The organism is Streptomyces sp. NPDC058646, assembly GCF_042716875.1.
In the GTDB taxonomy this organism is placed as follows: Bacteria; Actinomycetota; Actinomycetes; order Streptomycetales; family Streptomycetaceae; genus Streptomyces.
In genome coordinates this window covers 1-25604 of the sequence record NZ_JBHXRK010000051.1, presented here as the reverse complement: position 1 = coordinate 25604, position 25604 = coordinate 1, and the positions used below count along the sequence as shown (strand labels likewise).

Here is a 25604-nt window from a genome sequence, read left to right as displayed (position 1 = left end):
GGGGGCCGCGCTGTCGGGGGCCCGCGGCCGGGGGGGGCCCGGGGGGTGTGCGTCCGCGCCCGGGGGGGGCGCGCACCCACCCCCCGGGGGGGGGGGGGGGGGGGGGGCCCCCCGCCCCCCCCCCCCGCCCCGACCCGGCCGGATCCGGGGACCTCACCGGCCCCGCCACCCCGATCCGCCCCGGTCCCCCTCCGTCCGCCGTCCGCCGTCCGCCTCCGCTTCCGCTCAGTCGTAGCGGATCCCCGGCGCGCCGGGGCGGACCGCGGCCGCCAGGGCATCCGCCAGGCCCGGCACCTCCGCCACCGCCAGCTGGGACACCGTCAGGCGCACGGCCGGCTCCGACCGGACGCGGAAGCGGATCCCCGCCGCCACCGCCCAGCCCGCGGCCAGCATCCGGGTCACCGCGCCCGTCTCGTCGGCGACGGGCACCCACACGTTCATGCCGCTCCGCCCGTACGCCCGTACCCCCCGCTCCCGCAGGGCCCGCACCAGCCCGTCCCGCCGCATCCCGTACGACAGGGCGACCGCCGAGCGGTCCACCGCGTCCGAGGTCCACAGCTCCACCACCGCGTACTGCAGCAGCCGGCTCACCCATCCCGGGCCCAGCCGCTGCCGCCCCCGCACCCGGTCCAGCGTCACCTCGTCGCCCGTCAGCACCGCCAGCCGCAGGTCCGGCCCGTAGGCCTTCGCGGTGGACCGGATCAGCGCCCAGTTCCGGGTCACGCCGCCCAGGGGCCGCAGCGGCAGGCCGACGAAGCTGTGGCCGTGGTCGTCCTCGATCACCAGCACCTCGGGGTGCCCGCCGAGCAGCGCCCGCAGTTCCCCCGCCCGCTCCTCGCCGACCACCGCCCCGGTCGGGTTCTGCGCCCGCGCGGTCACGATCAGCGCCCGTGCCCCGTCCGCCAGCGCCCGCTCCACGGCTTCGGTCAGCGGGCCGTCGTCGTCGACCGCCACCGGCAGGAGCCGCAACCCGAGCGCGGGGACCAGGTCCAGCACGCTGCCCCACCCCGGATCCTCGACCGCGACCGCGTCCCCGGGCCTCAGGTGCGCGGCCAGTACCCGTTCGATGCCGTCCAGGGCGCCCGAGGTGACCGCGACCGCACCGGCGGGCACCCCGTCCGCGTCGAAACCGGCCCGGGCCAGCCGCGCCAGGTCCGGGACGACCGGGTCCTGCCCGTAGAGGGTCGGCGCCTCGGCGTAGCGCCGGGCGGCGGCGGCCAGGGGTCCGTCCAGCGGGGGCAGCAGCGTCACGTCCGGGTTGCCGGCCGCGATGTCCCGTACGCCGGCCGGTACGGCCATCCGCAGCGCGTCCCGCGGCGCGCTCGGCGGCCGGGGCCGCACGCGGCTGCCGCGCCTCCCGTCGGTCTCGATGACCCCGCGTTCGCGCAGTGTCCGGTACGCGGCGGCCACGGTGTTCGGATTCACGCCCAATACCCCGGCCAGCTCCCGCATGGGTGGCAGCAGCGTTCCGGGGGCGAGCGCGCCCGAGCCGACGCCCGCTTCGACACTGGCCGCGATGTCCGATGCGCGGCGCCCAACGATCCGATAATCTTCTAGCACAAAGCTAAGTATGCACTAGTGCAATGGAGTCCGCACATGGCCGCCACGCCTTCCACCGGGTCGACCACCTCCTACGAGCCCACCGGCCGGACCGTTCCCAGCCGCTCCCGCGACCGGGCGCGCTACGACCGCGAGACGGTCCACTCGATACTCGACCAGGCGTACGTCTGCCATCTGGGCTTCATCCGCGACGGCGCCCCCGTGGTCCTGCCCACGCTCTTCGGCCGGGTCGGCGAGGTGCTCTACGTCCACGGCTCCACCGGATCGCGCCCGCTGCTCGCCGCCGGCAAAGCGGATCCTGGCCTGCCGGTCTGCGTGACCGTGACCCATGTCGACGGTCTGGTGCTGGCCCGTTCGGCTTTCCACCACTCGCTGAACTACCGCTCGGTGGTCATCCACGGCACCGCCTACCAGGTCACCGACGAGGCGGAGTGCCGCCTGGCCCTGGACGCCCTCGTGGACCAGGTCGTGCCGGGCCGGTCCGCCGACTCCCGGCCCGCCAGCGCCAAGGAGCTCGCGGCCACCGCCGTGATCCGGCTGGACCTCGGAGAGGTGTCCGCGAAGCTCCGTACCGGCGGCCCGAACGACGACGCCGAGGACCTGGACCTGCCCTACTGGTCGGGGGTGGTGCCGGTGGCACCGGCCTACGGGACCCCCGTGCCCGCCCCGGACCTGGCCCCCGGCATCGCCGTCCCGGACTACCTCGCCGCGCTCTGAGGACTCTGCGGCAGGGCGGCGGGCCCTGGAGCCGGGCCGGCGGCCGGCCCGCCCGCCGGCCGGCGGGACTCGGCCGCGATCAGGGCCCCCACCGCCGTCAGCAGCAGTACGGTGCCCAGCACCACGGCACCGGTCAGCCGCTCCCCGAGCAGCAGGACCGCGATCACCGCCGCGCTGACCGGCTCGATCAGCATGACGACGGAGACGGTCGCGGCGCGTACGGCGGCGGCGCCGGTGAAGTAGAGCACGTACGCCAGGGCCGTCGGCACGACGGCCACGTACGCGAGCAGCCACAGCATCCGGCCCGGTTCGGCGGCGTGCGGCGCCATTCCCTCCATCGCGGCGAGCGGCAGCAGGCACACCGCACCCACCCCGACCGACCAGGCGGTGGTGACCAGCGGGTCCCCGCCCGCCCCGCGGCGGCCGAGCGACCGGGCCCGCAGCGTCATCGCCGCGTACCCGGCAGCCGACAGCAGGGCCCAGACGACGCCGAGGGGCCGTACCTCCCCGGCCCCGCTGCCCAGGACCAGTACGGCCAGCCCGGCGAGCGCCCCCATGACGGCGGCGGCCCCGCCGCGGCCGAGGCGCTCGCCCATCCAGTAGCGGGCACCGACGGCGATCAGCACGGGTCCGGCGCCGAGGGTGACCACCGTGCCGACCGCGAGACCGGTCTCGCGCACCGCACCGAAGTAGGCGGCCTGGAAGAGGGTGAAGAGCAGCCCCGTCCCGATCAGGGAGGCGGCCGCGGGCCGCGGCCGCCGGGGGACGGCGGGGCGGCGGCGCAGGGCGAGCACCCCGAGCAGCACGACGAGCCCGCCCGCGCACCGCCAGAAGGACAGGGCGAGCGGGCCGAGATCGCTGGCGAGGAAGAGGAGGGAGGCGGCCGCCCCGGCGGTGCCCCAGGCGGCTCCGGCGACGACGAGGTACAGCAGACTGCGCCCGGCAGCGGGCGAATGGTTCGACACGTGGGTCTCCGCGCATGCGTGAAGGATGAGAAGAGCAGGTCATCGCTTCGCGGGCAGCGCACACCCGCCCGGGAACGGCCCGGGCCGGGTTCTACTGTTTCGGGTGCGCCGCCCTACAGGGCGGCGGGAGGCGGAAGCACGGTCGACGGCATGATCGTCACCCTACGCGGTGCCCCGCCGCGCGCGCCAGGCCCGCGGGTCCCGCCCGGTCCCGCCGGGACGGGACCGGGGGCGGGCATCCGTCACCGGGCGCCCGTGGGCTCCCGGTCCAGCGCGGCGGGGTCGGCGGCGCCGGGCGGCGTGGGCCGGGAGGACTGCGCGATGAAGGCTCCGCCGAGCACCAGCGCCCCTCCGACGATCTGCCAGGTCGCGAGGTGCTCGCCGAGCAGCACCCAGGCCAGCACGGTGGCGACGACCGCTTCCAGGCAGGCCACCACTCCGGCGACCTGCGGCGAGAGCTTGCGCACCGAGACCACACCGGTCAGATAGGCGAAGACGGTGGCGATGAGCACCACCCAGGCGAGCAGGACCGCGGCGGGCACGGTCGTGTCGCCCACGGCCGCCTCCCCGGCCAGTACTGCCCAGTCCATCTCCCACGGCCGGGCGATCACCGTCATCACCAGCGTGCCGACGAGCATGCCGTACGCGATCACGCCGATCGGGTCGGGCGCCTCGCCCCCGTCGCTGCCCTGGTCGGCGAAGACGAAGTAGAAGGCCTGACAGCAGGCCGCGGCGAGGCCGAGCAGCACCCCGAGCGGGTCCAGGCTCAGCCCGGTCCAGATCTGGACGACGCAGGCCAGGCCCACGACGGCCACGGCGGCGCCGGCGGCCGCCGCCCGGGTCACCGGCTTGCGCTGCACGAAGCGGATCCAGCCGAGGAGCAGCGCCGGACCGAGGTACTCCAGCAGGAGGGCGACGCCGACCGGGATGCGGGACAGGGAGGCGAAGTAGAAGGCCTGCACGCCCGCGACGGCGACCAGTCCGAAGCCGGCCAGCAGTGCGGGCCTGCGGCGCACCAGGGCGCGGTGGCGCCAGGCCAGCGGGGACAGCACGAGCGCTGCCCCGGCCACCCTCAGCCAGACCATGTGGAGGGGGTCGAGACCCGCTTCGATCAGCGGCTTCGCCGCCACTCCGGAACCACCGAACGCGAACGCCGAGACGAGGGCGAGGCCCAGTCCGGCGTTTCTCCCTGACGCTTGCATCGGGCCATCATGCCAGGGCCGGTCAGCACCGTCATGGACCAGACACCTGTTGAGACGGACCCGGCACCGCGCGCACCCTCGCCGCCCCCGCGCCTCGCCCCGCGCGGCGATATCTGACAGGTCGTCAGTATTGAATGTTCCGGCCGCCGGGGCTACGTTCCGCCGCACGTACCCGACGAGAAGGGGTGGCCGCATGGCCGAAGTCACCGCGGAATCACGCATCGAGGCGCCCGCCGCGAAGCTCTGGGCCCAGCTCACGGACTGGGACGCGTACGGCCGGTGGAGCATGACCCACACGAATTTCCCGCAGGGCGGCCCGGACACCTTCGCGGTCGGGTCCACCTTCGCCGAGAACATGAAGATGATGGGCTTCCCCGCCGAGGTCGTCTGGACGGTCTCGGAGCTGGAGGACGAGCGGCTCTTCGCGATCACCGGTAAGGGTCCGATGGGCGTGGCCGTCCTCACCCGGTACACCTTGACCCCTGACGGCGGGGCCACCACCGTCCGCATCGACGGGGAGTTCACGGGGGCCGCCGTGTCCCTGATGGCGGGCAAGCTGAAGGACTCGGCCACCGCCGCGCTGAACGAGTCGCTGCGCAGACTGGCCGGCCTGGTCGCCTGACCGCGGACCCGCCCGCCCGGTCCTCCGACCGCCCGTACCCCCGACCGCACATCCGGCGTTCCGCGCGTCCGGCCTTCCGTACGCAGGCCCGCGGACGCGCCCCGCGGGGAGACCCTGCGGGGCGCGCGGCCTTGGCACGACCGCCGTTCCGCGGCCGACCGCTCAGTGCTCGTCGGCCAGGATCAGGTAGAGCTTCTTGCGGGCGTCGTTGATGACCGCGACGGCCTTGTCCCGCTGTTCGGCCGAGCCGGTCTTCCAGACCTGGCCGAAGGCCTCCATCAGGCCGGAGCCGGCCGTCCGGATCTCGTTCATCGCCTCGAAGCCGACGCCGCGCCCCGCTTGCGCCCAGGGGGCCGCCGGGCCCGACCCGGCCTCGGTGCGGCCGGCGTCCGTGAGCGTGAAGAGCTTCTTGCCGCCCTCGCTCTGGACGGTGATCAGGCCCTCGTCCTCCAGCAGCTGCAGGGTCGGGTAGACCGAGCCGGGGCTGGGCTTCCAGGCCCCGCCACTGCGCTCGGCGATCTCCTGGATCATCTCGTAGCCGTGCATCGGCCGGTCGACGAGCAGGGCGAGGATCGAGGCGCGCACGTCACCGCGCCGCGCTCGGCCCCTCGGTCCGCCGCGGCCGCCACGCCCGCCGAAGGGCCCGCCACCGAAGGGCGGCCCGAACGGCCCGAAGGCGGCGCGCAGCCCTGCGAACCCCTCCCGACGGTCGGGTCCGCAGTGACCGTGGCCCCGGCCCCGCTCATGTCCCCTCGGGCCTGAGGAGGCAACGTGACATGGTGGTGCCATGACCATCGAAGTCCGCCCGGCTTCGGTCTTCGAGGACCTCCGCACCCTGGTCGGCCCGAAGTCGCCCGGAGCCTCCGTCTGCTGGTGCCTGAGCTACCGGATCCCCTCCAAGCTCAACAACGAACTGCGCGGACCCGCCCGAGGCGACTACGTCGCCGAGCTGTGCCGGAAGGGACCCCTGGGCGTACTCGCCTACGAGGGCGACGAGCCGGTCGGCTGGGCCGCCGTGGCGCCCCGCGCGGACACCTCCTTCGCCCGCAACCGGAAGATCCCGCACGTCGACGACCTGCCGGTCTGGTCCCTGTGGTGCATCCGCGTACGCCCCGGCCACCGGAAGAAGGGGATCTCGCACGCGCTCATCGCCGGCGCCGTCGACTACGCCCGCGGCCGGGGCGCACCGGTGATCGAGGCCTACCCCCTGGACAACGGTGACGCCGGGGTCGATCTGACGATGGCCTACCCCGGGCTCCGGAAGAACTTCGAACGCGCCGGATTCACCCACGCCGCCGACACCACCTCGGTGCTGGCCGGTCATCCCCGGGTGCTGATGAGGCTCGACCTGCGCTGACGGAACCGGCCGGGGCAGGGCCGGCCGCGGCTCCCCGGGATCGGGCCGATCAACCCGGACCGGCCTTTGTCAGCGATCGGGAAGGCCCCTAACGTCGGGGCATGCGCATCCGAATCGTCGACGCCTTCACCGACCGGCCGTTCCACGGCAACCCCGCCGCCGTCCTGCTCCTCGACTCCGCGTTCCCGCCGGACGCCTGGCTCCAGCAGGTCGCGTCCGAGATGAACCTCTCCGAGACCGCCTTCGCCCACCCGCTGCCGCCGGGCGGGGACGCCGACTGGGCGCTGCGCTGGTTCACCCCGGCCGCCGAGGTCGACATGTGCGGCCACGCCACCCTCGCCACCGCGCACGTCCTCGCCACCAGCGGCCTGGCCACCGGACTGATCCGGTTCACCGCACGCTGCGGCGTCCTCACCGCCGAGACCGCCGCGGACGGCACGGTCACCCTGGACTTCCCGACGTCCTCGCTGGCCCCCGCCGACGCGCCGGGCGCCGTGGATCACGCCCTCGGCGGCGTCCCGATCCTGTCCGTCCACGACACGGCCGCCCACATCGGCGACCTGCTCGTCGAACTCGCCGACGAGAAGACGGTCCACGAACTGGCACCGGACCACGCCGCCCTGCGCACCTTCGCCAAGCGCGGCGTGATCGTCACCGCCCCCGCCGAGGACCCCTCCCGCGGGTACGACTTCGTCTCCCGGGGCTTCTTTCCCGCCTTCGGGATCGACGAGGACCCGGTGACCGGCAGCGCGCACACCGCGCTCGCCCCCTTCTGGGCCGCGCGCCTGGGCCGGACCCAGCTCACCGGACTCCAGGGCGGGGCCCGCCGGGGACTCGTCAAGGTCACCCTGGCCGGTGACCGCACGCTGCTGAGCGGCCACGCCGTCACCGTCCTGGACGGTGACCTGCTCACCTCCCCGTGACGGCCGGGCCGGCGGCGCCGGACCGCGGCGGGCCCCCTCCGCACCGGCCCGCCCGCCCCGTCACGGCGTCGGCAGCCAGCCCACCTTGCCCGCGAGCAGCGCGTACCCGCCGAAGGCCACGATGTCGAGCAGCGCGTGCGCGACGACGAGCGGCCCCACCCGGCCCCAGCGGCGGTAGGCCAGCACGAAGACCGCTCCCATCACCATGTTGCCGATGAAGCCGCCGATGCCCTGGTAGAGGTGGTACGAGCCGCGCAGCACCGAGCTGGCCAGCAGCGCGGCCATCGGCGACCAGCCCAGCTGGTCGAGCCTGCGCAGCAGGTAGGCCAGCACGATGACCTCCTCCACCACGGAGTTCTGCACCGCGGAGAGGATCAGTACGGGGAACTTCCACCACACGTCGGGCAGCGCCTCCGGCACCACCGTGAGGTTGAAGCCGGTGGCCCGCGCCGCCAGGTAGAAGGCCAGCCCGGCACTGCCGATCCCGGCCGCGACGAGGGCGCCCCGGCCCAGGTCCCCCCAGGGGCGGGTGCGGTCGAAGCCCAGGACCCGCAGCCCCGGCGCCCCCTCCCGGGTCAGCAGGTGCGCCACCAGCAGGACGGGGACCAGCGCGCTCGCGATGCCGAAGAGCTGCCAGGCCAGGTCCAGCCACGGCCGGCCGGGCGCGTACGAGCCGTTGAGGGTGGCGGCCTGGTCCTTGAGCCCGCCCGGCCTGGTGAGCGAGCCGACGAAGCTGATCAGCGCGGATACGCCGCTCGCGCCCAGCGACAGCGCCAGCACGAGCAGCGTCTCCGTGCGCAGGACCGCCCGTCCGGGACGCGCCCCGTCCCCATCCAGCCCCACGACCACCGGTCCCGGCTCCGCCCGCACACCCGACTCCTGTCCCGCCGTCCCGCTGCGGCGTCCCGATTGCGACCACCCCATACTGCCTCCTCGGCGGAGGGAGGGGGCGGCCGCGGGGGTCCGCGGTGGCGGTGGGACCGGGCGGGGCGGGCTCAGCGCCCGACCGACGCCGTGCCGCTCACCTCCTCCTCCGCAATCCCGACGGGCCAGGTGTGCACGGGGTCGCCCTTGTGCATCAGCTCGCTGTACCTGCGGGTGACCGCGGCGAGCGCCTCGTTCCGTTCCAGACCGGCGGCGAGCGCCCGGTGGTAGGTGTCCACCTGCCAGGTCGCCCCGTTGACCCGGCGCCGGCAGCGCTCCTCGATGATGCCGAGGTAGTGGTCGCGGTCGGCGGGGTCGATCCCCCAGGCGTCCAGCCCGGCCGCCGCCATCGGCAGCAGCTCGTCCAGGACCAGCCGTACGGCGGGCACGCTCGTCAGCGCCCCGGCGCGGCCCCGCCGCGGCCAGCGCAGCCGCGCGTCGATCCCGTACCGGCAGGCGGCGTCGAAGTTCGCCTCCGCCTCGGCGAACGGCAGGCGCGTCCACACCGGACGGGGTTCGTCGGCGAGGGTGCGGACGAGCCCGTAGTAGAAGGCGGCGTTGGCGACCACGTCGGTCACCGTCGGCCCGGCGGGCAGCACCCGGTTCTCCACGCGCAGGTGCGGCACCCCGTCGGCGACCCCGTACACGGGCCGGTTCCACCGGTAGACGGTGCCGTTGTGCAGGACGAGCTCCTGCAGGCTCGGCACCCCGCCCTCCGCGAGCACCCGCAGCGGCTCCTCCTCGTCGCAGATCGGCAGCAGGGCCGGGAAGTAGCGCACGTTCTCCGCGAAGAGCTCCTGCACCGAGCCCGCCCAGCGCTCCCCGAACCAGGTGCGCGGCCGCACGCCCTGCGCCTGGAGCTCGGGCGGCCGGGTGTCGGTGGCCTGCGTGAACAGCGGCGGCCGCGACTCCCGCCACAGCTCGCGCCCGAACAGGAACGGCGAGTTGGCCCCGACGGCGATCTGTACGGCGGCCACCGCCTGCGCCGCGTTCCACACGTCGCAGAAGCGGGCCGGGGTCACCTGCAGGTGCAGCTGTACGGAGGTGCAGGCGGCCTCCGGCACGATCGACCCGGAGGTCCACACGAGCCGCTCCACCCCGTCGATGTCGAGCGTGAAGTCCTCGCCCCGCATCATCAGGATCTGCTCGTTGAGCAGTGAGTAGCGGTCCACGGCCGAGAGGTTGGCGGTGACCAGGTCCTCCCGGGAGATCGTCGGCAGGATGCCGATCATCACCACCCCGGCATCGATTTCCGCGGCCTGCCGGTGGGCATAGGCCAGACCCGCGCTGAGTTCCTCGGCGAGCTGGTCGAATACCCGGCCGCCGAGCCGGTGCGGAAGGACGTTCACCTCCAGATTGAACATTCCGAGTTCGGTCTGGAAATCCGTGCTCGCAATCCGTTCCAGGACCTGAGCATTCACCATTCTCGGCAAACCGTCGGCACCCGCGAGATTCAGTTCTATCTCCAGCCCCATCATGTTCTTGGGACGATCGAACCTCTTGTCCGCCAGAAGCCGCTCCAGCCCCTCCAGGCACTCGTGAAGCTTCCTTCGATACCGCTGCCGATCGGACAGGTCGAATCCGCCTGCCACGACCTTCTCCCCCATCGAAGCGTCCCTCCTCGAGTGGGCCCGGCTCAGTGCACCCGGGCGCGCGTTAAGGTCGATGATGCCCCGGCACGGTGATCCATAACGCCGAGGGGGCGCGAGTGGCGAGGAGCGCGCGCCGGTTTGGCCGAACGGCGCTTCGGCACATTCACCTGGCAACTCGCTCTGCGCAAATTCCGCAGCGATTTTGCCGGTTCAGGATTACCGGTGCTTTCCAGCCGAGCCCCCGTCCGGTAGCCTCCCAGGTCAGTGCGGCACGATCGCGTTCGTACGGCACGGATCCCGTGACAGCGGGGCCGGTATGCGCCTTGTCGGCAATAGCCGGGACAGCTAGCCGAAACATTGCGTGAACACGTGTCGTATAAACTCCGCAATCGAGGCAGAGAGTTGGCGCGCGGCCATTGCCCCTCAGCCCCCCTCTGGCCCCAGAATGCGACAGCGCCGTCCACACCTGCCCCCGTTCCACCGGTCTCCCAAGTGAGAGGCGACCCACCATGCCGCTGCATGTCCCCCCGGCTCCCGCACCCGCCCTGCGCAGCGTCCTCGCGGCACTCGGATCCCCCACCGCCGTCCACGAGGCGCACACCCCGGCCCTGCGCGCACTGCAGGGCCCGGTGACCGCCGAACTCCCGCTGCCCGTCCACGTACTGGACCGCCTGCAGCTCTCGAACCTCGCGGCCGGCGGCAGGCCGCCCCGCACCCGCCTCACGGGGTGGCGGTTCCTGATCCGCAGCGGCGACCGCCACGTCGCCGCCGCCGACACCCGGCTGACCCCCGACGGCTGGGCCTTCTCCCACTTCTTCGAGGGCCCTTACGTGGCGGCGACCGAACGCGCCCTGCACCAGGCGGAGGCGCTCGGCAAGAACTACCAGCCGCGCCTGCTGTCCGTACCGGAGCTGTACATGCTGACCCTGTGGCTGCACGGGGCCGTGGGCGCCGACGCCTCCGCCGGACTCCCCGCGGACGAGGACCTGCTGGTGCCGCTGGCGCCGGCCCCGCCCGGGATCGCCGCCTACCGGCCCCACCTGGTGTCCGAACTGCTGCCCGTACTGATGCACCGGCTGACCCCGGCCGCCCCTCCCACGCTGGCCGCGCCCGCCGCCTGACCCGAGTGACCCATTCGGCCTAGTCCACTGGGACCACTCGCTAACCATCCGAAATGACAGGGGAGTTGGCCTGAACCGCCCGCACGGGTGATGCGTCATCAATCCATGAGGACAGCTGCGGGGAAATGCCTGCGAAGCGGCTGTCGTGGGGGAAGACTGAGGACACGCTCCCCGCCGGTGCGGGGATGACCCAGGGGGACGGCCATGAACCACGCATCGAGCCGTAGCACACAGACCACACCGCAGCGAAAGAACGCATCCATGTGCCAGCACCAGCCAGCCTGCCCGTCAGCCGACTCCGCCGACCGGGAGGCCGCGCTCCCGGTGGCCAACCACCCCGAACAGGGCTGGAGCCTGCTGTGCAACGGCGTCCTGCTCTTCGAGGACACCGGTGAGCTGCTGCCGGACGGCCAGATCATCGCCCCGCACCGCCCGCTCGCGGCGGCCTAGCCGCCCGGCACGACGAAGGGGCCGTCCCGGGAGACGAACTCCCGGGACGGCCCCTTCACGCGTGCGCGGCGATCAGTTGTCGTACTCGTCCAGCGGCGGGCAGGAACACACCAGGTTCCGGTCGCCGAACGCACCGTCGATGCGGCGCACCGGCGGCCAGTACTTCTCGGACGCCGTGACCCCGCCCGGGAAGACGGCCTCGTCACGGGTGTAGGGGTGGTTCCACTCGCCACCCAGCGCCGCCGCGGTGTGCGGGGAGTTGGCCAGCGGGTTGTCGTCGGCCGGCCACTCGCCGGCCGCGACCCGCTCGATCTCGCCGCGGATGGCGATCATCGCATCGCAGAACCGGTCGATCTCGGCGAGGTCCTCGGACTCCGTCGGCTCGATCATCAGGGTGCCGGCGACCGGGAAGGACATGGTCGGCGCGTGGAAGCCGTAGTCGATCAGACGCTTGGCGATGTCGTCCACGCTCACGCCCGTCGCCTTCGACAGCGGACGCAGGTCGATGATGCACTCGTGCGCGACCAGGTTGCCCGGACCGGTGTAGAGCACGGGGTAGTGCGGCTCCAGGCGCTTGGCGATGTAGTTGGCGCCGAGCACCGCCACCTGGGTGGCGCGCTTGAGGCCCTCGCCGCCCATGAGGCGCACGTACGACCAGGAGATCGGCAGGATGCCGGCCGAGCCCCACGGCGCCGCCGAGATCGGGCCGACGCCCGTCTCCGGGCCCGCGGTCGGCTGGAGCGGGTGGTTGGGCAGGTACGGGGCCAGGTGCGCCCGGACACCGACCGGGCCGACGCCCGGGCCGCCGCCGCCGTGCGGGATGCAGAAGGTCTTGTGCAGGTTCAGGTGCGAGACGTCGCCGCCGAAGTGGCCCGGCTTGGCGAGGCCCACCAGGGCGTTCAGGTTGGCGCCGTCCACGTAGACCTGACCGCCGGCGTCGTGCACCTGGGCGCAGATCTCGGCGACGTGCTCCTCGAAGACACCGTGCGTGGACGGGTAGGTGATCATCAGCACGGCCAGCTCGTCGCGGTACTGCTCGATCTTGGCGCGCAGGTCCTGCGCGTCGACCTCGCCGTCGTCGGCGGTCTTGACGACGACGACCTTCATGCCGGCCATGACGGCGCTGGCGGCGTTGGTGCCGTGCGCGGAGGACGGGATGAGGCAGACGGTGCGCTGCTCGTCGCCGTTCGCGCGGTGGTAGGCGCGGACCGCCAGCAGGCCGGCGAGCTCACCCTGCGAGCCGGCGTTGGGCTGGATGGAGACCTTGTCGTAACCCGTGACCTCGGAGAGACGTTCCTCCAGCTCGGTGATGAGCGTGAGGTAGCCCTCGGCCTGCTCGACCGGGGCGAAGGGGTGCAGCTGGCCGAATTCGGGCCAGGTCACCGGCTCCATCTCGGTGGTCGCGTTGAGCTTCATGGTGCAGGAGCCCAGCGGGATCATGCCGCGGTCCAGCGCGTAGTCCTTGTCCGAGAGCTTGCGCAGGTAGCGCAGCATCGCGGTCTCGCTGCGGTGCTGGTGGAAGACCGGGTGGGTCAGGTACTCGTCCGAGCGCAGCAGGCCCTCGGGCAGCGCGTCGGCGGTGGTCGCGTCGAGGGCCTCGATGTCCGCGGTGACGCCGAAGGCGGCCCAGACGGCGTCGACGTCGGCGCGCAGGGTGGTCTCGTCACAGGCGACGGAGACGTGGTCCGCGTCCACCCGGTACAGGTTGACCCCGCCCTCGCGGGCGGCGGCGACGACCTCGGCCGCCCGGCCCGGGACGCGGGCCGTGAGGGTGTCGAAGTACGCGCCGTGCACGATCTCGACCCCGCTGGCCTTCAGGCCCGCGGCCAGCAGCGCGGCGTAGCGGTGGGTGCGGCGGGCGATCGTCCGCAGGCCGTCCGGGCCGTGGTAGACGGCGTACATGGCGGCCATGACGGCCAGCAGCACCTGGGCGGTGCAGATGTTGCTGGTGGCCTTCTCGCGGCGGATGTGCTGCTCACGGGTCTGGAGGGCCAGGCGGTACGCCTTGTTGCCGTCCGCGTCCACGGAGACGCCGACGAGGCGGCCGGGCAGCGAGCGGGCGTGCTTGGCCTGGACGGCCATGTAGCCGGCGTGCGGTCCGCCGAAGCCCATCGGGACGCCGAAGCGCTGCGTGGTGCCGACCGCGATGTCGGCGCCCAGCTCTCCCGGTGAGGTCAGCAGGGTCAGGGCGAGCAGGTCGGCGGAGACGGTGACGATCGCACCGAGCTCGTGGGCCTGGTCGATGACCGGCTTGATGTCCCGGACCGCGCCGGAGGCACCCGGGTACTGGAGCAGCACACCGAAGACGCCGCGCTCGGCGATCTCGGCGGGGATGCCGTCCGAGAGGTCCGCGACGACGACCTCGACGCCCGTGGGCTCGGCGCGGGTCTCGATCACGGCGACGGTCTGCGGCAGCGCGTCGGCGTCGATCAGGAAGACACCGCCCTTGACCTTGCCCACGCGGCGGGCCAGCGACATGGCCTCGGCGGCCGCGGTGCCCTCGTCGAGCAGGGAGGCGCCGGAGGTCGGCAGGCCGGTCAGGTCGGCGACGACGGTCTGGAAGTTCAGCAGCGCCTCGAGGCGGCCCTGCGAGATCTCGGGCTGGTACGGCGTGTACGCGGTGTACCAGGCCGGGTTCTCCATGACGTTGCGCAGGATCACCGGCGGCGTGAAGGTCCCGTAGTAGCCGAGACCGATCATCGAGGACAGCACCTGGTTGCGGTCGGCGAGCGAACGCAGCTCGGCGAGCACCTCGGCCTCGGTCAGCGCCTCGGGCAGGTTCAGCGCCTCGGCGGTCTTGATCACATCCGGTACCGCGGCGGCGGTCAGTTCGTCCAGGGAGCCGTAGCCCACGTGGGCGAGCATCTTTGCCTGCGCCTCGGCATCCGGGCCGATGTGGCGCTGCTCGAAGGGGATGCCTCGCTCCAGCTGGGAGAGCGGAATGCGGTTGGCGGTCATGTACGGAGGCCTCCTGGTCGTATGACCTGCGAGGGGCACCACGGCGCGGGCACCCGGACGGCCTCCCCCTCTGTCATCTCAACCTGAGAGCTTCGCCGGTCCTCACGGGGGTCGCCCGCGCGATCCGGCTTTCACCGTCGGTGAGGAGGGGAACCGGTACTGCGTGCCGGTACCCGCTCCTGCTTTCCAGAGTGGCCTCTTCACGTGCGGTACGTATGCCTGAGAGATTCCGGGGAGGATTTGCTCCTTCGGCGCCTCCGTCGAGCTCACTCGGAGGACTCTCCCGCACAGGGTCAACAGCCATCACCCAGCCTACCAGCGAGGATGTGGACCTTCCCTCGAGTGGCCCCCTCCCCCGATATGCACTTTTGTAGTGACTACGGATGGAGTTGCGACCAAGTGGAGGGACCGTGCAGACCGACATCGATCCGCGCAGCCTGATCGGCCGCAAGGCGTTCGACCGCAATGGCACCAAGATCGGCACCGTGGACGAGGTCTACCTCGACGATGCCACGGGCACCCCGGAATGGGCAGCCGTCCGGACCGGCCTGTTCAGCCGGGACGCGTTCGTGCCGCTGGAACCGAGCGAGCTGGTGGGCGGCACCCTGCGGGTGCCCTTCGAGCGCTCCCTCATCAAGGACGCCCCCGACTTCGGCGTCGGCCGCCACCTCTCGCCGGAACAGGAACTCCAGCTCTACCACCACTACGGCCTGGACGTGACGCTCCCCAGTGAGTTCCACCACCCGCCCTCCGCCGCCCCCGACCGCGACTTCGGCCGCCTGGCGGGCGGGGAGGGCTGAGCCACCGGGACCCCGAGGGGAAGCCGCACGGCGGGGCGCCCTACGGGGCGTCCACGGGGGCGCCCGGCCCCTCCTCCCCGGCCCCCTCCCCCACGAGCGGCAGCGGATCGGACGGTTCCAGCTCCGGGTCGTCCACCCGAAAGGTCCGCACCCTGCCGGGCGCCGTTCCGGGCCGCTCGAACCGTACGGTCACCCGCCCCACGCCGCTGCCCTGCACCCAGCCGGGTCCGTGGACGGCGTGCCGTACGTCGCTCCCGGCCGGCCAGCGCCGCTCGGAGACGGGCCGGGGCTCCCGGGGCGACTGCTCGGCGCCCTCCGGGGCCCCTGGCTCTGCCCCCGGCTCCGGGGGCGCCTCCGTCCCGCCGCTCCCTGCCGTCCCATCGGTCCCGATCCCCGGTACGGTCCCGCTCCCCGACCCGGCCCCGCCCCCGCCCCCGGACTCGGTCCCGGGACCCTCCGCCCCCGCCGGTCCGGCGCTCAGCGCCTGCGCGAACAGGTCCTCCTGCGTGTAGTCCGCCAGCCCGGTGACCCCCACCCCCAGCAGGCGCACCCCTCCCGTGGTGTCCACGGCCTCCAGCAGGCGCGCGGCGGCCTCCCGCACCACACCGGGGTCGTCCGTGGGCCCCCGCAGGGTCTCGGAGCGGGTCAGCGTCGAGAAGTCGTACCGCCGCACCTTCAGCACGATCGTGCGCCCCGAGTGCCCGGACCCCCGCAGCCGCTGCACGCACCGGTCGGCGAGCCGCTGCACCTCGTTCCGGATCCGGACCCGGTCGTGGAGGTCCACGTCGAAGGTGTCCTCGACCGAGACGGATTTCGCATCCCGCTCCGCGACCACCGGCCGGTCGTCCAGTCCCAGCGCCATCCGGTGGAGTCCGACCCCGTGCGCGCGCCCCAGCATCCGTACCAGCTCGTCCTCACCGGCCTCGGCCAGCTCCCCCACGGTGGTGATCCCGGCCCGGCGCAGGTGCTCCCCGGTGGCCGGCCCCACCCCCGGCAGGGTCCGCACCGACATCGGCGCGAGCAGTTCCCGCTCGGTCCCCGGCTCGATCAGCAGGAGGCCGTCGGGTTTGGCCTCCTCGGACGCCACCTTGGCCAGCATCTTGGACCCCGCCAGCCCCACGGACCCGCTGAGCCCCGTGGCGGCCCGGATGTCCGCCCGCAGCCGCTCGCCCGTCGCCCGGGCGCTCGGACCGTCGAAGGCCGTGCCACCGGCCTCCAGGTCCACGAAGGCCTCGTCCAGGCTGAGGGGCTCCACGAGCGGGGACAGCTCCCGCAGGAGGGCCATGACCACGTCGCTGACCTCGCGGTAGAGGCTGAAGCGCGGGATCAGGCAGGCGCCGTTCGGACACAGCCGCCTCGCCTGCCCCATGGGCATCGCCGAGTGCACACCAAAGCGCCGCGCCTCGTACGAGGCGGTGGCGACGACCCCGCGGGGCCCCAGCCCGCCGACGATGACCGCCTTCCCGCGCAGGCTCGGCTTCGCCGCCTGCTCGACGGCGGCGTAGAAGGCGTCCATGTCCAGGTGCAGGATGGTCGGCGCGGCTCTCACACCCCGATGTTCCCCCACCCCTCTGACAACCCGGCTCCGGCCCGCGCGGTGGGGCGGGCCGAAGGGGGCGGGACGGGACCTGGGGCGGTCCGGGAGCGGGAGGTCAGCCCGCCCGGTTGCGGCGTGCCGCGAGTTCGTCGGTCGCATTGTGCCCGACCACGGTCTCGCCGGTGTCCACGCGCTCCCCGTGCAGCTGTGACAGCGCCTTCTCGACGTCCCGCCACACGACGCCCACGGCGATGCCGAAGACGCCCTGCCCGCCCTGGAGCAGGCTCACGACCTGGTCGGGCGAGGTGCATTCGTAGACGGTGGCGCCGTCGCTCATCAGCGTCATGCGCTCCAGGTCCGAGAAGCCGCGGTCCCGCAGGTGCTGCACGGCCGTGCGGATGTTCTGCAGCGCCACCCCGGTGTCCAGGAAGCGCTTGACGATCTTGAGGACCACCACGTCCCGGAAGCTGTACAGGCGCTGGGTGCCCGATCCGTAGGCGGGACGCACGCTCGGCTCCACCAGTCCGGTGCGCGCCCAGTAGTCGAGCTGCCGGTACGTGATCCCGGCCGCGGCGCACGCGGTGGGCCCGCGGTAGCCGACCTGTTCGGGCGCCGGGTCGCCGCTCACCGGTCCGACCGGCGTCGACTCCGGCTGGCGGCGCGCTGAACCCACCGCGCTGCCGCGCAACGGGTACGGCCCACCGTCACTCCGTGCGGGGGTGCCCCCGGTCGTACCGTCGCCCGTGATCCTCACGCCGACCCTCCGTCCTTGACCTGCCACCTTGAAGGTAGGCAGTCACCAGGGGTGCGTCAACGATCGCCACACTCGGCACGCCGAGTGATAATCACCCTGAGAGTGGTTTCCCGTATCCCTTTGTGGGGAAAGGCTACTCGAATGGGCTGACAGTTCCGGGTGGACGACGCGGCCGGCGGCTCACTGCGGTCCGGTACCGAAGTCCTCGGGCGAGATCTGGTCAAGGAACTCGCGGAACTTCTCCACCTCGTCCTCCTGCTCGTCCGGAATGGCGATTCCGGCGTCGTCCAGGACGCCGTCACTGCCGTAGATCGGCGTTCCCGTCCGCAGGGCCAGCGCTATCGCGTCCGAGGGCCGCGCGCTCACCTCGACCCCGCTGGCGAAGACGAGCTCCGCGTAGAAGACGCCCTCCCGCAGATCCGTGATCCGGACCTCGGTGAGTTCCTCACCGACCGCCTCCAGCACGTCCTTGAACAGGTCGTGCGTCAGCGGCCGGGCAGGGGCCATGCCCTGCTGTGCGAAGGCAATGGCGGTCGCCTCCCCTGGACCGATCCAGATGGGGAGGTACCGATCGCCTCCCACTTCACGCAGGAGCACGATCGGTTGGTTGGAGGGCATTTCCACCCGGACACCCACAACGTCGAGCTCGTTCACACAGCAACCCTAGGACCTGCCCGGCAGGTTTGGGTAGTCGGGGCTCCGGTCCGACCAGCGAGGTCACCGCAAACGGACGCCGAGAGCCGTCTGTACGAGGGCCTCGTGGAGCCGTACGGAGAGCCCCGCGAGCTCTTTCAGGGTGGCCTCGGCGTGGGCCCTGGTCTGCGGATTGCGGTGCCGGCGCAACGGGGCCACGACCTGCTCCACCAGGCCCGCCTCCCGGTCGGCGGCGGCCTTCATCGCCCGCAGGTGCCGGGGCTCCAGCCCGAATCGCCCCAGGTCCGCGACCAGGCGGGCCACGGTGACGGCCTCGGCGTCGAAACCACCGCCGGGCGCCTCGGCGAGCAGCCCGTACGACTCCCACTCGACCAGATGGACCTCGTCCACCTCTGCGGCGGCGATCAGCTCGGCCCGGCCCACACGGGGCGCCGCGGGCCTCTCCCGGCCCACCTCGCCGTACAGGGCGGCGGGACTGGCCGGATCGACCGCTCCCCCGGGGTCCTGGTGCGGCGTGGGCGCCGGGATGCGGATCTGCTCCCCGCGGTCGAGCGCGTCCAGCTGTTCGCGGATGACCTTCAGCGGCATGTAGTGATCGCGCTGCAGACGCAGGATGCGTGCCAGCCGCTCGATGTCCTGGGGGCTGAACTTGCGGTATCCGGAAGGTGTGCGCCTGGGCTCGACGAGCCCCTCCGCCTCCAGGAAGCGGAGCTTCGAGATCGTGACTTCGGGGAACTCGTCACGGAGCATGGTGAGCACCGTGCCGATGCTCACCAGCCGCCCGGCCGAGCCGCTGGTCCCGGCGGTGCCGTTCTTCGGGGCGCCGCCGGTCGGGGTGCGCAGCATGGGGCCTTCCTAGACAGGTCAGATGCCCCGAAGGCTCGCGTAGAAGACCAGCCGGTACTTGCCGATCTGCACCTCGTCGCCGTTGTGCAGGGCGACCGAGTCGATCGGCTCACGGTTGACGTACGTGCCGTTGAGGCTGCCCACGTCGGAGACGGTGAAGCCGCCTTCCTGGCCCCTGCGGAACTCGACGTGCCGCCGGGAGACGGTGACGTCGTCCAGGAAGATGTCGCTCTGCGGGTGCCGGCCTGCCGTGGTCAGTTCGCCGTCCAGCAGGAAGCGGCTGCCGGAGTTGGGTCCGCGCCGCACGATCAGCAGGGCGGAACCGGGGGGCAGTGCCTCCACCGCGGCCTGGGCCTCGGGGGACAGCGAGGACGACGCGTGCGTCTGTCCCGACACCTCGGCCTCGTAGGCCTCCAGGCCCGAGATCGAGATGGTGGACGTGGTCTCCGAGGCACGCTCCGGCGTCAGGCCCGCCCGCAGCGGCGCCCCGCAGTTGGAGCAGAACCGGCTCGCCGCATCGCTGCGGTGCCCGCACCTGCTGCAAATCTGCTCGGCCGACATGGACGGCTCCTCGCGCCGCGGCTGCCCCGCGGAGGCATTGGTGGCATACGGGTCGGGGGCAAACCCTCCACCCGAACTTGAGGTTGACGGTTCACCGAAACCTATGCGCCCGGTACCGGCAGGGTCAACAGCCGACGCGCCGGGGCCGCCCGGAACCTGACCGCTGCCCGCGACCTCGTCGCGGAAGAGCGGCCGGTCGCCCTGCCCTTCCACGTCACCGTGCCCGGCACGGTGACGTGCCGCGCCGCTTTCCTCGCGGTTCTTCTTGCCGAACAACTTCTCAAACAACTTCACGGGCGATTCCCCTTGACCGAAATAGACCCGCCCGTGGGGCAGGACGAACTCCGCATGCACACACCTGCCGACCCGGACATTCTCACAACGTCCGTAACCACCAGACAGTTTCCACCACGCACCGCGACTTCGGTGCGCCGACCCCCCGCAGGCATCCGCCCACGTGAGCCGGTCCACACTCCGCCCCGTCTCATGACGATGACGACCGAGCGTAGTCAGGCTGCTTCGCAACTCGCAAGGCATCCACAACGATCTTGGCCGACCGTGTGACGGCGACGGCGGCCTGCTCCTTCTCCAGCGTCTGGACGACACCGCCGGGGATGTTGAGCGCCGGCTCCAGATCCTGCGGCTTGCCGATCACCTTGAACTCGTAAGGCTGTGTGATCTTCCTACCGTCGATGGCGACCCCGCCGTCCGCGTCCGAGAAGTACGAGCCCGCCACGATGCGCACCCCGTTGATCTGGATCGCCTCGGCCCCGGCCGCCCTCAGCTCCTGGAGCGTGTCCAGCAGCTGGTCCGACTGCACCTGGCCCGTGGGATCGGTGATCTTGAGTGTGATGCCCGGCCCCTGCGCTGCCACCGTACCGGCCAGGATGCCGAGTTGGCGCTCCTTCTCCACGGTCTGCTTGCGGGCCTCCTCGGCCTGGTTGGAACTGCTCTCCAGCTCCCGGCGCTGATCCTCCAGACGCTGCTTCTCCTCCTCCAGGCGCTTGGTCCGCCCGTCGAGCTCGTCGAGGATCCGTACGAGGTCCTCCTGACGGGCCCCGCGCAGCGCGCTGGAGTCGCTGTTGGACCGCACCTGGATGGCGAGTCCCAGCCCGAGGACGAACAGCAGCAGAGCGACGATCAGTTGCGCGCGGCTCACCCGCGGGGGCCACAGCCCTGCCGCCAGCCGCTGCCTGCCGGTCTGGCCGGGCTCCGGGGGCCCGGACGGAGCGGAGGGTTCCGCGGGCCCGGCGGGCGGTGCAGCAGGCGTCTGCGGCACGCCCGGGGGCGTCACGGGGCCCACGGGTCCGCCGGAGCCCTGCGGTCGGTCGGGCCGCTCGGGCGGGGTGTCGTTCGTACTCATCGGCCTCACGCCCGGAACACGTGCCGGCGGATGGCCGCCGCGTTGGAGAAGATGCGGATGCCGAGAACGACGACCACACCCGTGGACAGCTGCGAGCCGACGCCCAGCTTGTCGCCGAGGAAGACGATCAGCGCGGCCACGACCACGTTCGACAGGAACGACACCACGAAGACCTTGTCGACGAAGATGCCGTCCAGCATCGCGCGCAGACCACCGAAGACCGCGTCCAGCGCCGCCACCACGGCGATCGGCAGATAGGGCTCCACCACGGCCGGCACTTCGGGCCGGATCAGAAGCCCGACCACCACTCCGGCCACGAGGCCCAGTACCGCGATCACGATGCACCCTTCTGCTGCTCTTCTGCTGTGGCTGTCCGCACGGTCAGGCTCGATGCGGCCGGCAGCCGCACCTCGTCCTCGGCGGACAAGGTGGAGCGGATGCCGTAGCTCTCCTGCAGCACGTGCAGGTACTGGCCGTCGGCCGAGTCCTGGAAGGCGGGGCCGAGCCGCTTCTTGTCACCTACCGCCAGCACCTCGTACGGCGGCACGAGCGGCCTGTTGTCGACCAGTATGGCGTCGCCCGCGGCCCTGATCGCCGACAGCGACGTCAGCCGCTGCCCGTTGATGGAGACCGCCTCCGCCCCGGACTGCCAGAGCCCGTTGACGATCTTCTGCATGTCCCGGTCGCGGAGCCGGCCGGTGTCCGAGAACCCGGCACCGTCCCGCGGACCTCCGCCGCCCGACGCCGCGCCCTTGGCGTCGTCCACCACCAGCTTCACGCCGGGCCCGCGGACCTCGGTCGCACCGGACAGCAGGGCCACGAGCTGTCCCTGGTCACCGCCGTGCTGTTTCAGCGCCGCGCGCTGGCGGTCCGCGACGTCCCCGCGCAGCCGGTCGATGTCGCGCTCCAGGCCGTCGGCGCGCTCGTCGGCGACCCCGACCCGGTCGATCAGTTCCTGTCGCTCCTTGGCCAGGACCGGAGCCGCCAGCCGCGCCTCGGCCGCACCGACCGTGACGACCACAGCGGCGAGCACGAGACCCGCGGCGAGACCCAGTTTGGCCTTGAGGGTGCGGGGAAGCCCCGCGGTGCCCTCGGCCTCGCGCCGGGCCGAGGCCTCCGCGTAGCCCTCGTCGAGACTGTGGTCCATCACGTGCGTCAGCAGCGACATGGAAGCGTCCGGGCGCGCGGGCGGGGACGCCGAACTCCTGTTGTGGGACGGCTGCGACATGCCGCACATCGTCGCATGTCGGCGCCGTCCATACCCAATGCACCCGTCCTGCGGGCCGGGCGGCGCACTGCGCACACCCGGCCCGTCAGGACGTCGGTCCCGCCGGCTGCGGCGGGACGGCACTCAGTGCCCGGCGCCGTCCACCACGCCCGCCCATTCGTCGAGCAGGGCCTGCGCCGAGGCGTCGTCCGGCCCCTCGGCCCACAGGTGGGTCACGGCCTCCGCCGGGTCGGGCAGCACCAGTGCCCAGCGCCCGTCGGCCTCGACCACCCGCACTCCGTCGGTGGTGTCCACCTGACGGTCACCGGCCACCTCCACGACCCGCCGCATGACGAGGCCCTTGACCGCCCACGGGGTGGGCACGTCCCGCTTGAGGACGTGCGCCCGCGGGATCCGGGCGTCGATCTGGCTCAGCGTGAGCTGGGTCCGGGCCACGAGTCCCAGCAGCTGTACGAACGCGGCCGAGCCGTCGAAGACGCTGCTGAACTCCGGAACGATGAACCCGCCCCGGCCGTCGCCGCCGAAGATGGTCGTCTCCGCCCGGCCCACCCGGGTCAGGTCGTCGGGGGAGGTCGTCGTCCACTCCACCTGCGTGCCGTGGTAGGCCGCCACCTGCTCGGCCACCCGCGTGGTGGTCACCGGCAGCGCCACCTTGCCGCTGCGCTTCTCGGCGGCCACCAGGTCGAGCATCACCAGCAGGGCCCGGTCGTCCTCGATGATCCGCCCGCGCTCGTCCACCAGCGAGATCCGCTCGCCCACCGGGTCGAAGCGCACGCCGAAGGCGGCCCGCGCCGAGGCCACGATCTCCCCGAGCCGCACGAGCCCGGCCCGCCGGGACTCGGTGGACTCCGTCGGCCTGGACTCGTCGAGACCGGGGTTGATCGTCAGGGCGTCCACGCCGAGGCGGCCCAGCAGGCTGGGCAGGACCAGCCCGGCGCTGCCGTTGGAGGCGTCCACGACCACCTTGAGGCCCGCGTCGGCGATACCGGTGGTGTCCACCCGCCTGAGCAGGGATCCGGTGTAGGAGTCGAAGACGCTGGAGGGGAACTGCAGGTCGCCGATCTCACCGGGGAAGGCGCGCCGGTACTCCTGCCGCGCGTACACGCGGTCCAGCTTCCGCTGCCCGGCCTGCGAGAGGTCGGCTCCCCGTTCGTCCAGGAACATGATGTCGACGGAGTCCGGGATCCCGGGCGAGGTCCGCAGCATGATCCCGCCGGCGCTGCCCCGCGCGGTCTGCTGCCGCGCCACCGGCAGCGGTACGTTCTCCAGGTCCCGTACGTTGATGGCGCTGGCCTGGAGCGCCGAGATCACCGCCCGCTTGAGGGCTCTCGCGCCCCGGGAGTGGTCACGGGCAGTGGTGACGATCGCGCCCTTCTTCAGGGTCGTCGCGTACGCGCCGGCGAGCCGGACCACCAGCTCCGGGGTGATCTCCACGTTGAGGATGCCCGTGACTCCCCGGGCGCCGAACAGATGCGCCTGCCCGCGGGACTCCCAGATGACCGAGGTGTTGACGAAGGCACCGGCCTCGATGGTCTTGAAGGGGTAGACGCGGACGTTCCCCTGGACGATCGATTCCTCGCCCACGAGGCATTCGTCGCCGATGACCGCCCCGTCCTCGATCCGCGCGGCCCGCATGATGTCGGTGTTCTTGCCGATGACGCAGCCGCGGAGATTGCTGTGGGGCCCGATGTACACGTTGTCGTGGATGACGGCCCGGTGCAGGAAGGCGCCGCTCTTGACGACGACGTTCGAGCCGATGACCGTGTGCTCACGGATCTCCACCCCGGCTTCGACCTTGGCGTAGTCCCCGATGTAGAGGGGACCGCGCAGCACCGCGTCGGGGCTGACCTCGGCGCCTTCGGCGATCCACACCCCGGGGGAGATCTCGAAGCCTTCCATGTCGACCTGGACCTTGCCCTCGAGCACGTCGGCCTGCGCCTTGACGTAGCTCTCGTGGGTGCCCACGTCCTCCCAGTACCCCTCGGCCACGTAGCCGTAGATCGGCCGGCCTTCCTTCATCAGCTGGGGGAAGACGTCGCCGGACCAGTCCACCGAGACGTCCGGGTCCACGTAGTCGAAGATCTCCGGCTCCATCACGTAGATGCCGGTGTTGATCGTGTCGGAGAACACCTGTCCCCAGGTGGGCTTCTCCAGGAAGCGCTCGACCTTGCCTTCTTCGTCCACGATGGTGATGCCGAATTCCAGCGGGTTCGGGACCCGGGTCAGGCAGACCGTGACCAGCCCGCCCTTCTCCTTGTGGAAACGGATGAGGTCGGTGAGGTCGAAGTCGGTGAGCGCGTCGCCGGAGATGACGAGGAAGGTGTCGTCCTTCAATGCCTCCTCGGCGTTCTTCACGCTGCCGGCGGTCCCGAGTGGCTTCTCCTCGTTGGCATAGGTGAGCTCCATCCCGAGCTCCTCGCCGTCACCGAAATAGTTCTTGACGAGCGACGCCAGGAACTGCACGGTGACCACGGTCTCATTGAGCCCATGCCGCTTGAGCAGCCTGAGCACGTGCTCCATGATCGGCCGGTTGGCCACCGGCAGGAGCGGCTTGGGCATGCTCGAGGTCATGGGGCGAAGACGGGTGCCTTCGCCACCGGCCATCACGACGGCCTTCATGTCGGAAGAGTCCTCCTTGAGAGACGATGGTCTCGCCGACCTCACCCGTCCCGGACGGTGACTCCGCACTCCTCCGCGTCAACCGGCGCCGAGCGAGCTCAATCGGCCGTGGCATCCGCCTTCACGAGACGGCGGACTTGAACCACGTACAGCACTCCTGCCCACCAATAGAGAGTTGTACCCCATCCGGCGAACGCCCATCCGAAAACTGACCCCATCCAGGCCAACCAGCCGGTTCCGTCACTGAGCAGGAGCAGGGGGAAGGCGTACATCAGGTTGAAGGTCGCGGCCTTGCCCAGGAAGTTCACCTGCGGGGGCGGATAGCCGTGACGGCGCAGGATCCACACCATGACCAGCAGCATCAGCTCACGGGCCAGGAGGGCGCCCGTGAGCCAGAGCGGCAGGAGCTCGCGATACGTCAGACCGAAGAGCGTCGAAAGGATGTACAGCCGGTCCGCGGCCGGGTCGAGGAGCCGGCCGAGGTTGCTGATCTGGTTCCAGCGCCGGGCGAGCTTCCCGTCGAGGTAGTCGCTGATCCCGCTGAGCATGAGGACGGCCAGGGCCCAGCCGTCGTGCTCGGCGAGGATCAGCCACAGGAACAGGGGTACGCCGGCCAGGCGAGCCATGCTCAGGATGTTCGGAATGGTGAAAATTCGGTCGGTCTGAACCCGAGTCTCCTGGACCTCCACCCGGGGCCTCCACTGTGACGATAGAAAATTGTCGAACGGTGCCCCCTGACCCTACAGGAGACCGCACACCGTCCCGGAACGCAGAAAAGCCCCGCACCGAACCCTGAAAAGGGCTGGTGCGGGGCTTCCGCAATGATTGTTCGGCGGCGTCCTACTCTCCCA

At 72.1% G+C, this 25604-nt stretch carries 24 protein-coding genes and 1 riboswitch; of the genes, 7 read left to right on the top strand and 17 right to left on the bottom strand.

Annotated features, from left to right (window positions below; all coding sequences use genetic code 11):
- Positions 1-225: 225 nt before the first annotated feature.
- On the bottom strand, positions 226-1560 hold the full coding sequence (locus tag ACFWUZ_RS34875; protein ID WP_384381937.1) for an aminotransferase class I/II-fold pyridoxal phosphate-dependent enzyme: 1335 nt from the start codon (positions 1558-1560) through the stop codon (positions 226-228).
- Positions 1561-1596: 36 nt separating this feature from the next.
- Between ACFWUZ_RS34875 and ACFWUZ_RS34870 the strand changes: the two genes are divergently transcribed.
- On the top strand, positions 1597-2277 hold the full coding sequence (locus ACFWUZ_RS34870) for a pyridoxamine 5'-phosphate oxidase family protein (protein ID WP_384381935.1): 681 nt from the start codon (positions 1597-1599) through the stop codon (positions 2275-2277).
- On the opposite strand, the gene ACFWUZ_RS34865 is transcribed toward ACFWUZ_RS34870, so the two are convergent.
- On the bottom strand, positions 2259-3242 hold the full coding sequence (locus tag ACFWUZ_RS34865) for a DMT family transporter (RefSeq protein ID WP_384381933.1): 984 nt from the start codon (positions 3240-3242) through the stop codon (positions 2259-2261). The two genes, ACFWUZ_RS34870 and ACFWUZ_RS34865, sit on opposite strands and share 19 nt — an antisense overlap.
- 242 nt (positions 3243-3484) lie before the next feature.
- Complete coding sequence (locus ACFWUZ_RS34860; RefSeq protein WP_384381931.1) at positions 3485-4444, bottom strand: DMT family transporter; 960 nt, start codon at positions 4442-4444, stop codon at positions 3485-3487.
- Positions 4445-4637: 193 nt separating this feature from the next.
- Between ACFWUZ_RS34860 and ACFWUZ_RS34855 the strand changes: the two genes are divergently transcribed.
- Positions 4638-5066 carry an SRPBCC family protein gene (locus ACFWUZ_RS34855; protein ID WP_384381929.1) on the top strand — a complete coding sequence of 143 codons (429 nt, stop codon included), beginning with the start codon at positions 4638-4640 and terminating at the stop codon, positions 5064-5066.
- Positions 5067-5228: 162 nt separating this feature from the next.
- On the opposite strand, the gene ACFWUZ_RS34850 is transcribed toward ACFWUZ_RS34855, so the two are convergent.
- Positions 5229-5855, bottom strand: coding sequence for a PadR family transcriptional regulator (locus ACFWUZ_RS34850; protein WP_384381927.1), 627 nt, complete (start codon positions 5853-5855; stop codon positions 5229-5231).
- Between ACFWUZ_RS34850 and ACFWUZ_RS34845 the strand changes: the two genes are divergently transcribed.
- Positions 5854-6423 (top strand): GNAT family N-acetyltransferase, encoded by a 570-nt coding sequence (locus tag ACFWUZ_RS34845; protein WP_384381925.1) that lies wholly within the window; start codon positions 5854-5856, stop codon positions 6421-6423. The two genes, ACFWUZ_RS34850 and ACFWUZ_RS34845, sit on opposite strands and share 2 nt — an antisense overlap.
- A gap of 101 nt (positions 6424-6524) precedes the next feature.
- Complete coding sequence (locus tag ACFWUZ_RS34840; protein ID WP_384381923.1) at positions 6525-7346, top strand: PhzF family phenazine biosynthesis protein; 822 nt, start codon at positions 6525-6527, stop codon at positions 7344-7346.
- Positions 7347-7406: 60 nt separating this feature from the next.
- Here ACFWUZ_RS34840 and ACFWUZ_RS34835 read toward each other — a convergent pair whose 3' ends face one another.
- Positions 7407-8216 (bottom strand): CPBP family intramembrane glutamic endopeptidase, encoded by an 810-nt coding sequence (locus ACFWUZ_RS34835; RefSeq protein ID WP_384381941.1) that lies wholly within the window; start codon positions 8214-8216, stop codon positions 7407-7409.
- Between the two features lie 125 nt (positions 8217-8341).
- Positions 8342-9877 (bottom strand): glutamate-cysteine ligase family protein, encoded by a 1536-nt coding sequence (locus ACFWUZ_RS34830; RefSeq protein WP_384381921.1) that lies wholly within the window; start codon positions 9875-9877, stop codon positions 8342-8344.
- 494 nt (positions 9878-10371) lie between these two features.
- On the opposite strand from ACFWUZ_RS34830, the gene ACFWUZ_RS34825 reads away from it, so the two are divergent.
- Entirely contained in the window at positions 10372-10983 is a 612-nt protein-coding gene (locus tag ACFWUZ_RS34825; protein WP_384381919.1) for a hypothetical protein, read from the top strand.
- 261 nt (positions 10984-11244) lie between these two features.
- Positions 11245-11433 carry a DUF5999 family protein gene (locus tag ACFWUZ_RS34820; protein ID WP_031147109.1) on the top strand — a complete coding sequence of 63 codons (189 nt, stop codon included), beginning with the start codon at positions 11245-11247 and terminating at the stop codon, positions 11431-11433.
- A 72-nt stretch (positions 11434-11505) separates the two neighbouring features.
- Here the strand turns inward: ACFWUZ_RS34820 and gcvP are convergent, their stop codons facing one another.
- On the bottom strand, positions 11506-14391 hold the full coding sequence (gene gcvP, locus ACFWUZ_RS34815) for an aminomethyl-transferring glycine dehydrogenase (RefSeq protein ID WP_384381916.1): 2886 nt from the start codon (positions 14389-14391) through the stop codon (positions 11506-11508).
- 197 nt (positions 14392-14588) lie between these two features.
- A riboswitch (glycine riboswitch) is annotated at positions 14589-14687 on the bottom strand.
- 114 nt (positions 14688-14801) lie between these two features.
- On the opposite strand from gcvP, the gene ACFWUZ_RS34810 reads away from it, so the two are divergent.
- On the top strand, positions 14802-15191 hold the full coding sequence (locus ACFWUZ_RS34810) for a PRC-barrel domain-containing protein (RefSeq protein ID WP_384381914.1): 390 nt from the start codon (positions 14802-14804) through the stop codon (positions 15189-15191).
- Positions 15192-15231: 40 nt separating this feature from the next.
- Here the strand turns inward: ACFWUZ_RS34810 and ACFWUZ_RS34805 are convergent, their stop codons facing one another.
- The 10 genes from ACFWUZ_RS34805 to ACFWUZ_RS34760 form a co-directional block, all read right to left on the bottom strand.
- Positions 15232-16740 (bottom strand): DNA polymerase IV, encoded by a 1509-nt coding sequence (locus ACFWUZ_RS34805; RefSeq protein WP_384381912.1) that lies wholly within the window; start codon positions 16738-16740, stop codon positions 15232-15234.
- Positions 16741-16843: 103 nt separating this feature from the next.
- Positions 16844-17482, bottom strand: a complete 639-nt coding sequence (locus tag ACFWUZ_RS34800) for a MerR family transcriptional regulator (RefSeq protein ID WP_384381910.1) — start codon at positions 17480-17482, stop codon at positions 16844-16846.
- Positions 17483-17662: 180 nt separating this feature from the next.
- Positions 17663-18136 (bottom strand): bifunctional nuclease family protein, encoded by a 474-nt coding sequence (locus tag ACFWUZ_RS34795; RefSeq protein ID WP_007262890.1) that lies wholly within the window; start codon positions 18134-18136, stop codon positions 17663-17665.
- A gap of 63 nt (positions 18137-18199) precedes the next feature.
- On the bottom strand, positions 18200-18982 hold the full coding sequence (locus ACFWUZ_RS34790; protein ID WP_384381908.1) for a MerR family transcriptional regulator: 783 nt from the start codon (positions 18980-18982) through the stop codon (positions 18200-18202).
- An 18-nt stretch (positions 18983-19000) separates the two neighbouring features.
- Entirely contained in the window at positions 19001-19945 is a 945-nt protein-coding gene (locus tag ACFWUZ_RS34785; protein WP_384381939.1) for an FHA domain-containing protein, read from the bottom strand.
- A gap of 82 nt (positions 19946-20027) precedes the next feature.
- Positions 20028-20906 carry a DUF881 domain-containing protein gene (locus ACFWUZ_RS34780; protein WP_384381906.1) on the bottom strand — a complete coding sequence of 293 codons (879 nt, stop codon included), beginning with the start codon at positions 20904-20906 and terminating at the stop codon, positions 20028-20030.
- Positions 20907-20911: 5 nt separating this feature from the next.
- Positions 20912-21244, bottom strand: coding sequence for a small basic family protein (locus ACFWUZ_RS34775; protein ID WP_384381904.1), 333 nt, complete (start codon positions 21242-21244; stop codon positions 20912-20914).
- Positions 21241-22143 carry a DUF881 domain-containing protein gene (locus ACFWUZ_RS34770; protein ID WP_384381902.1) on the bottom strand — a complete coding sequence of 301 codons (903 nt, stop codon included), beginning with the start codon at positions 22141-22143 and terminating at the stop codon, positions 21241-21243. The genes ACFWUZ_RS34775 and ACFWUZ_RS34770 overlap by 4 nt, the downstream gene beginning before the upstream one ends.
- Positions 22144-22257: 114 nt before the next feature.
- Positions 22258-24753, bottom strand: coding sequence for a sugar phosphate nucleotidyltransferase (locus ACFWUZ_RS34765; protein ID WP_384381900.1), 2496 nt, complete (start codon positions 24751-24753; stop codon positions 22258-22260).
- A 98-nt stretch (positions 24754-24851) separates the two neighbouring features.
- Positions 24852-25442 (bottom strand): CDP-alcohol phosphatidyltransferase family protein, encoded by a 591-nt coding sequence (locus tag ACFWUZ_RS34760; RefSeq protein WP_384381898.1) that lies wholly within the window; start codon positions 25440-25442, stop codon positions 24852-24854.
- Positions 25443-25604 lie beyond the last annotated feature (162 nt).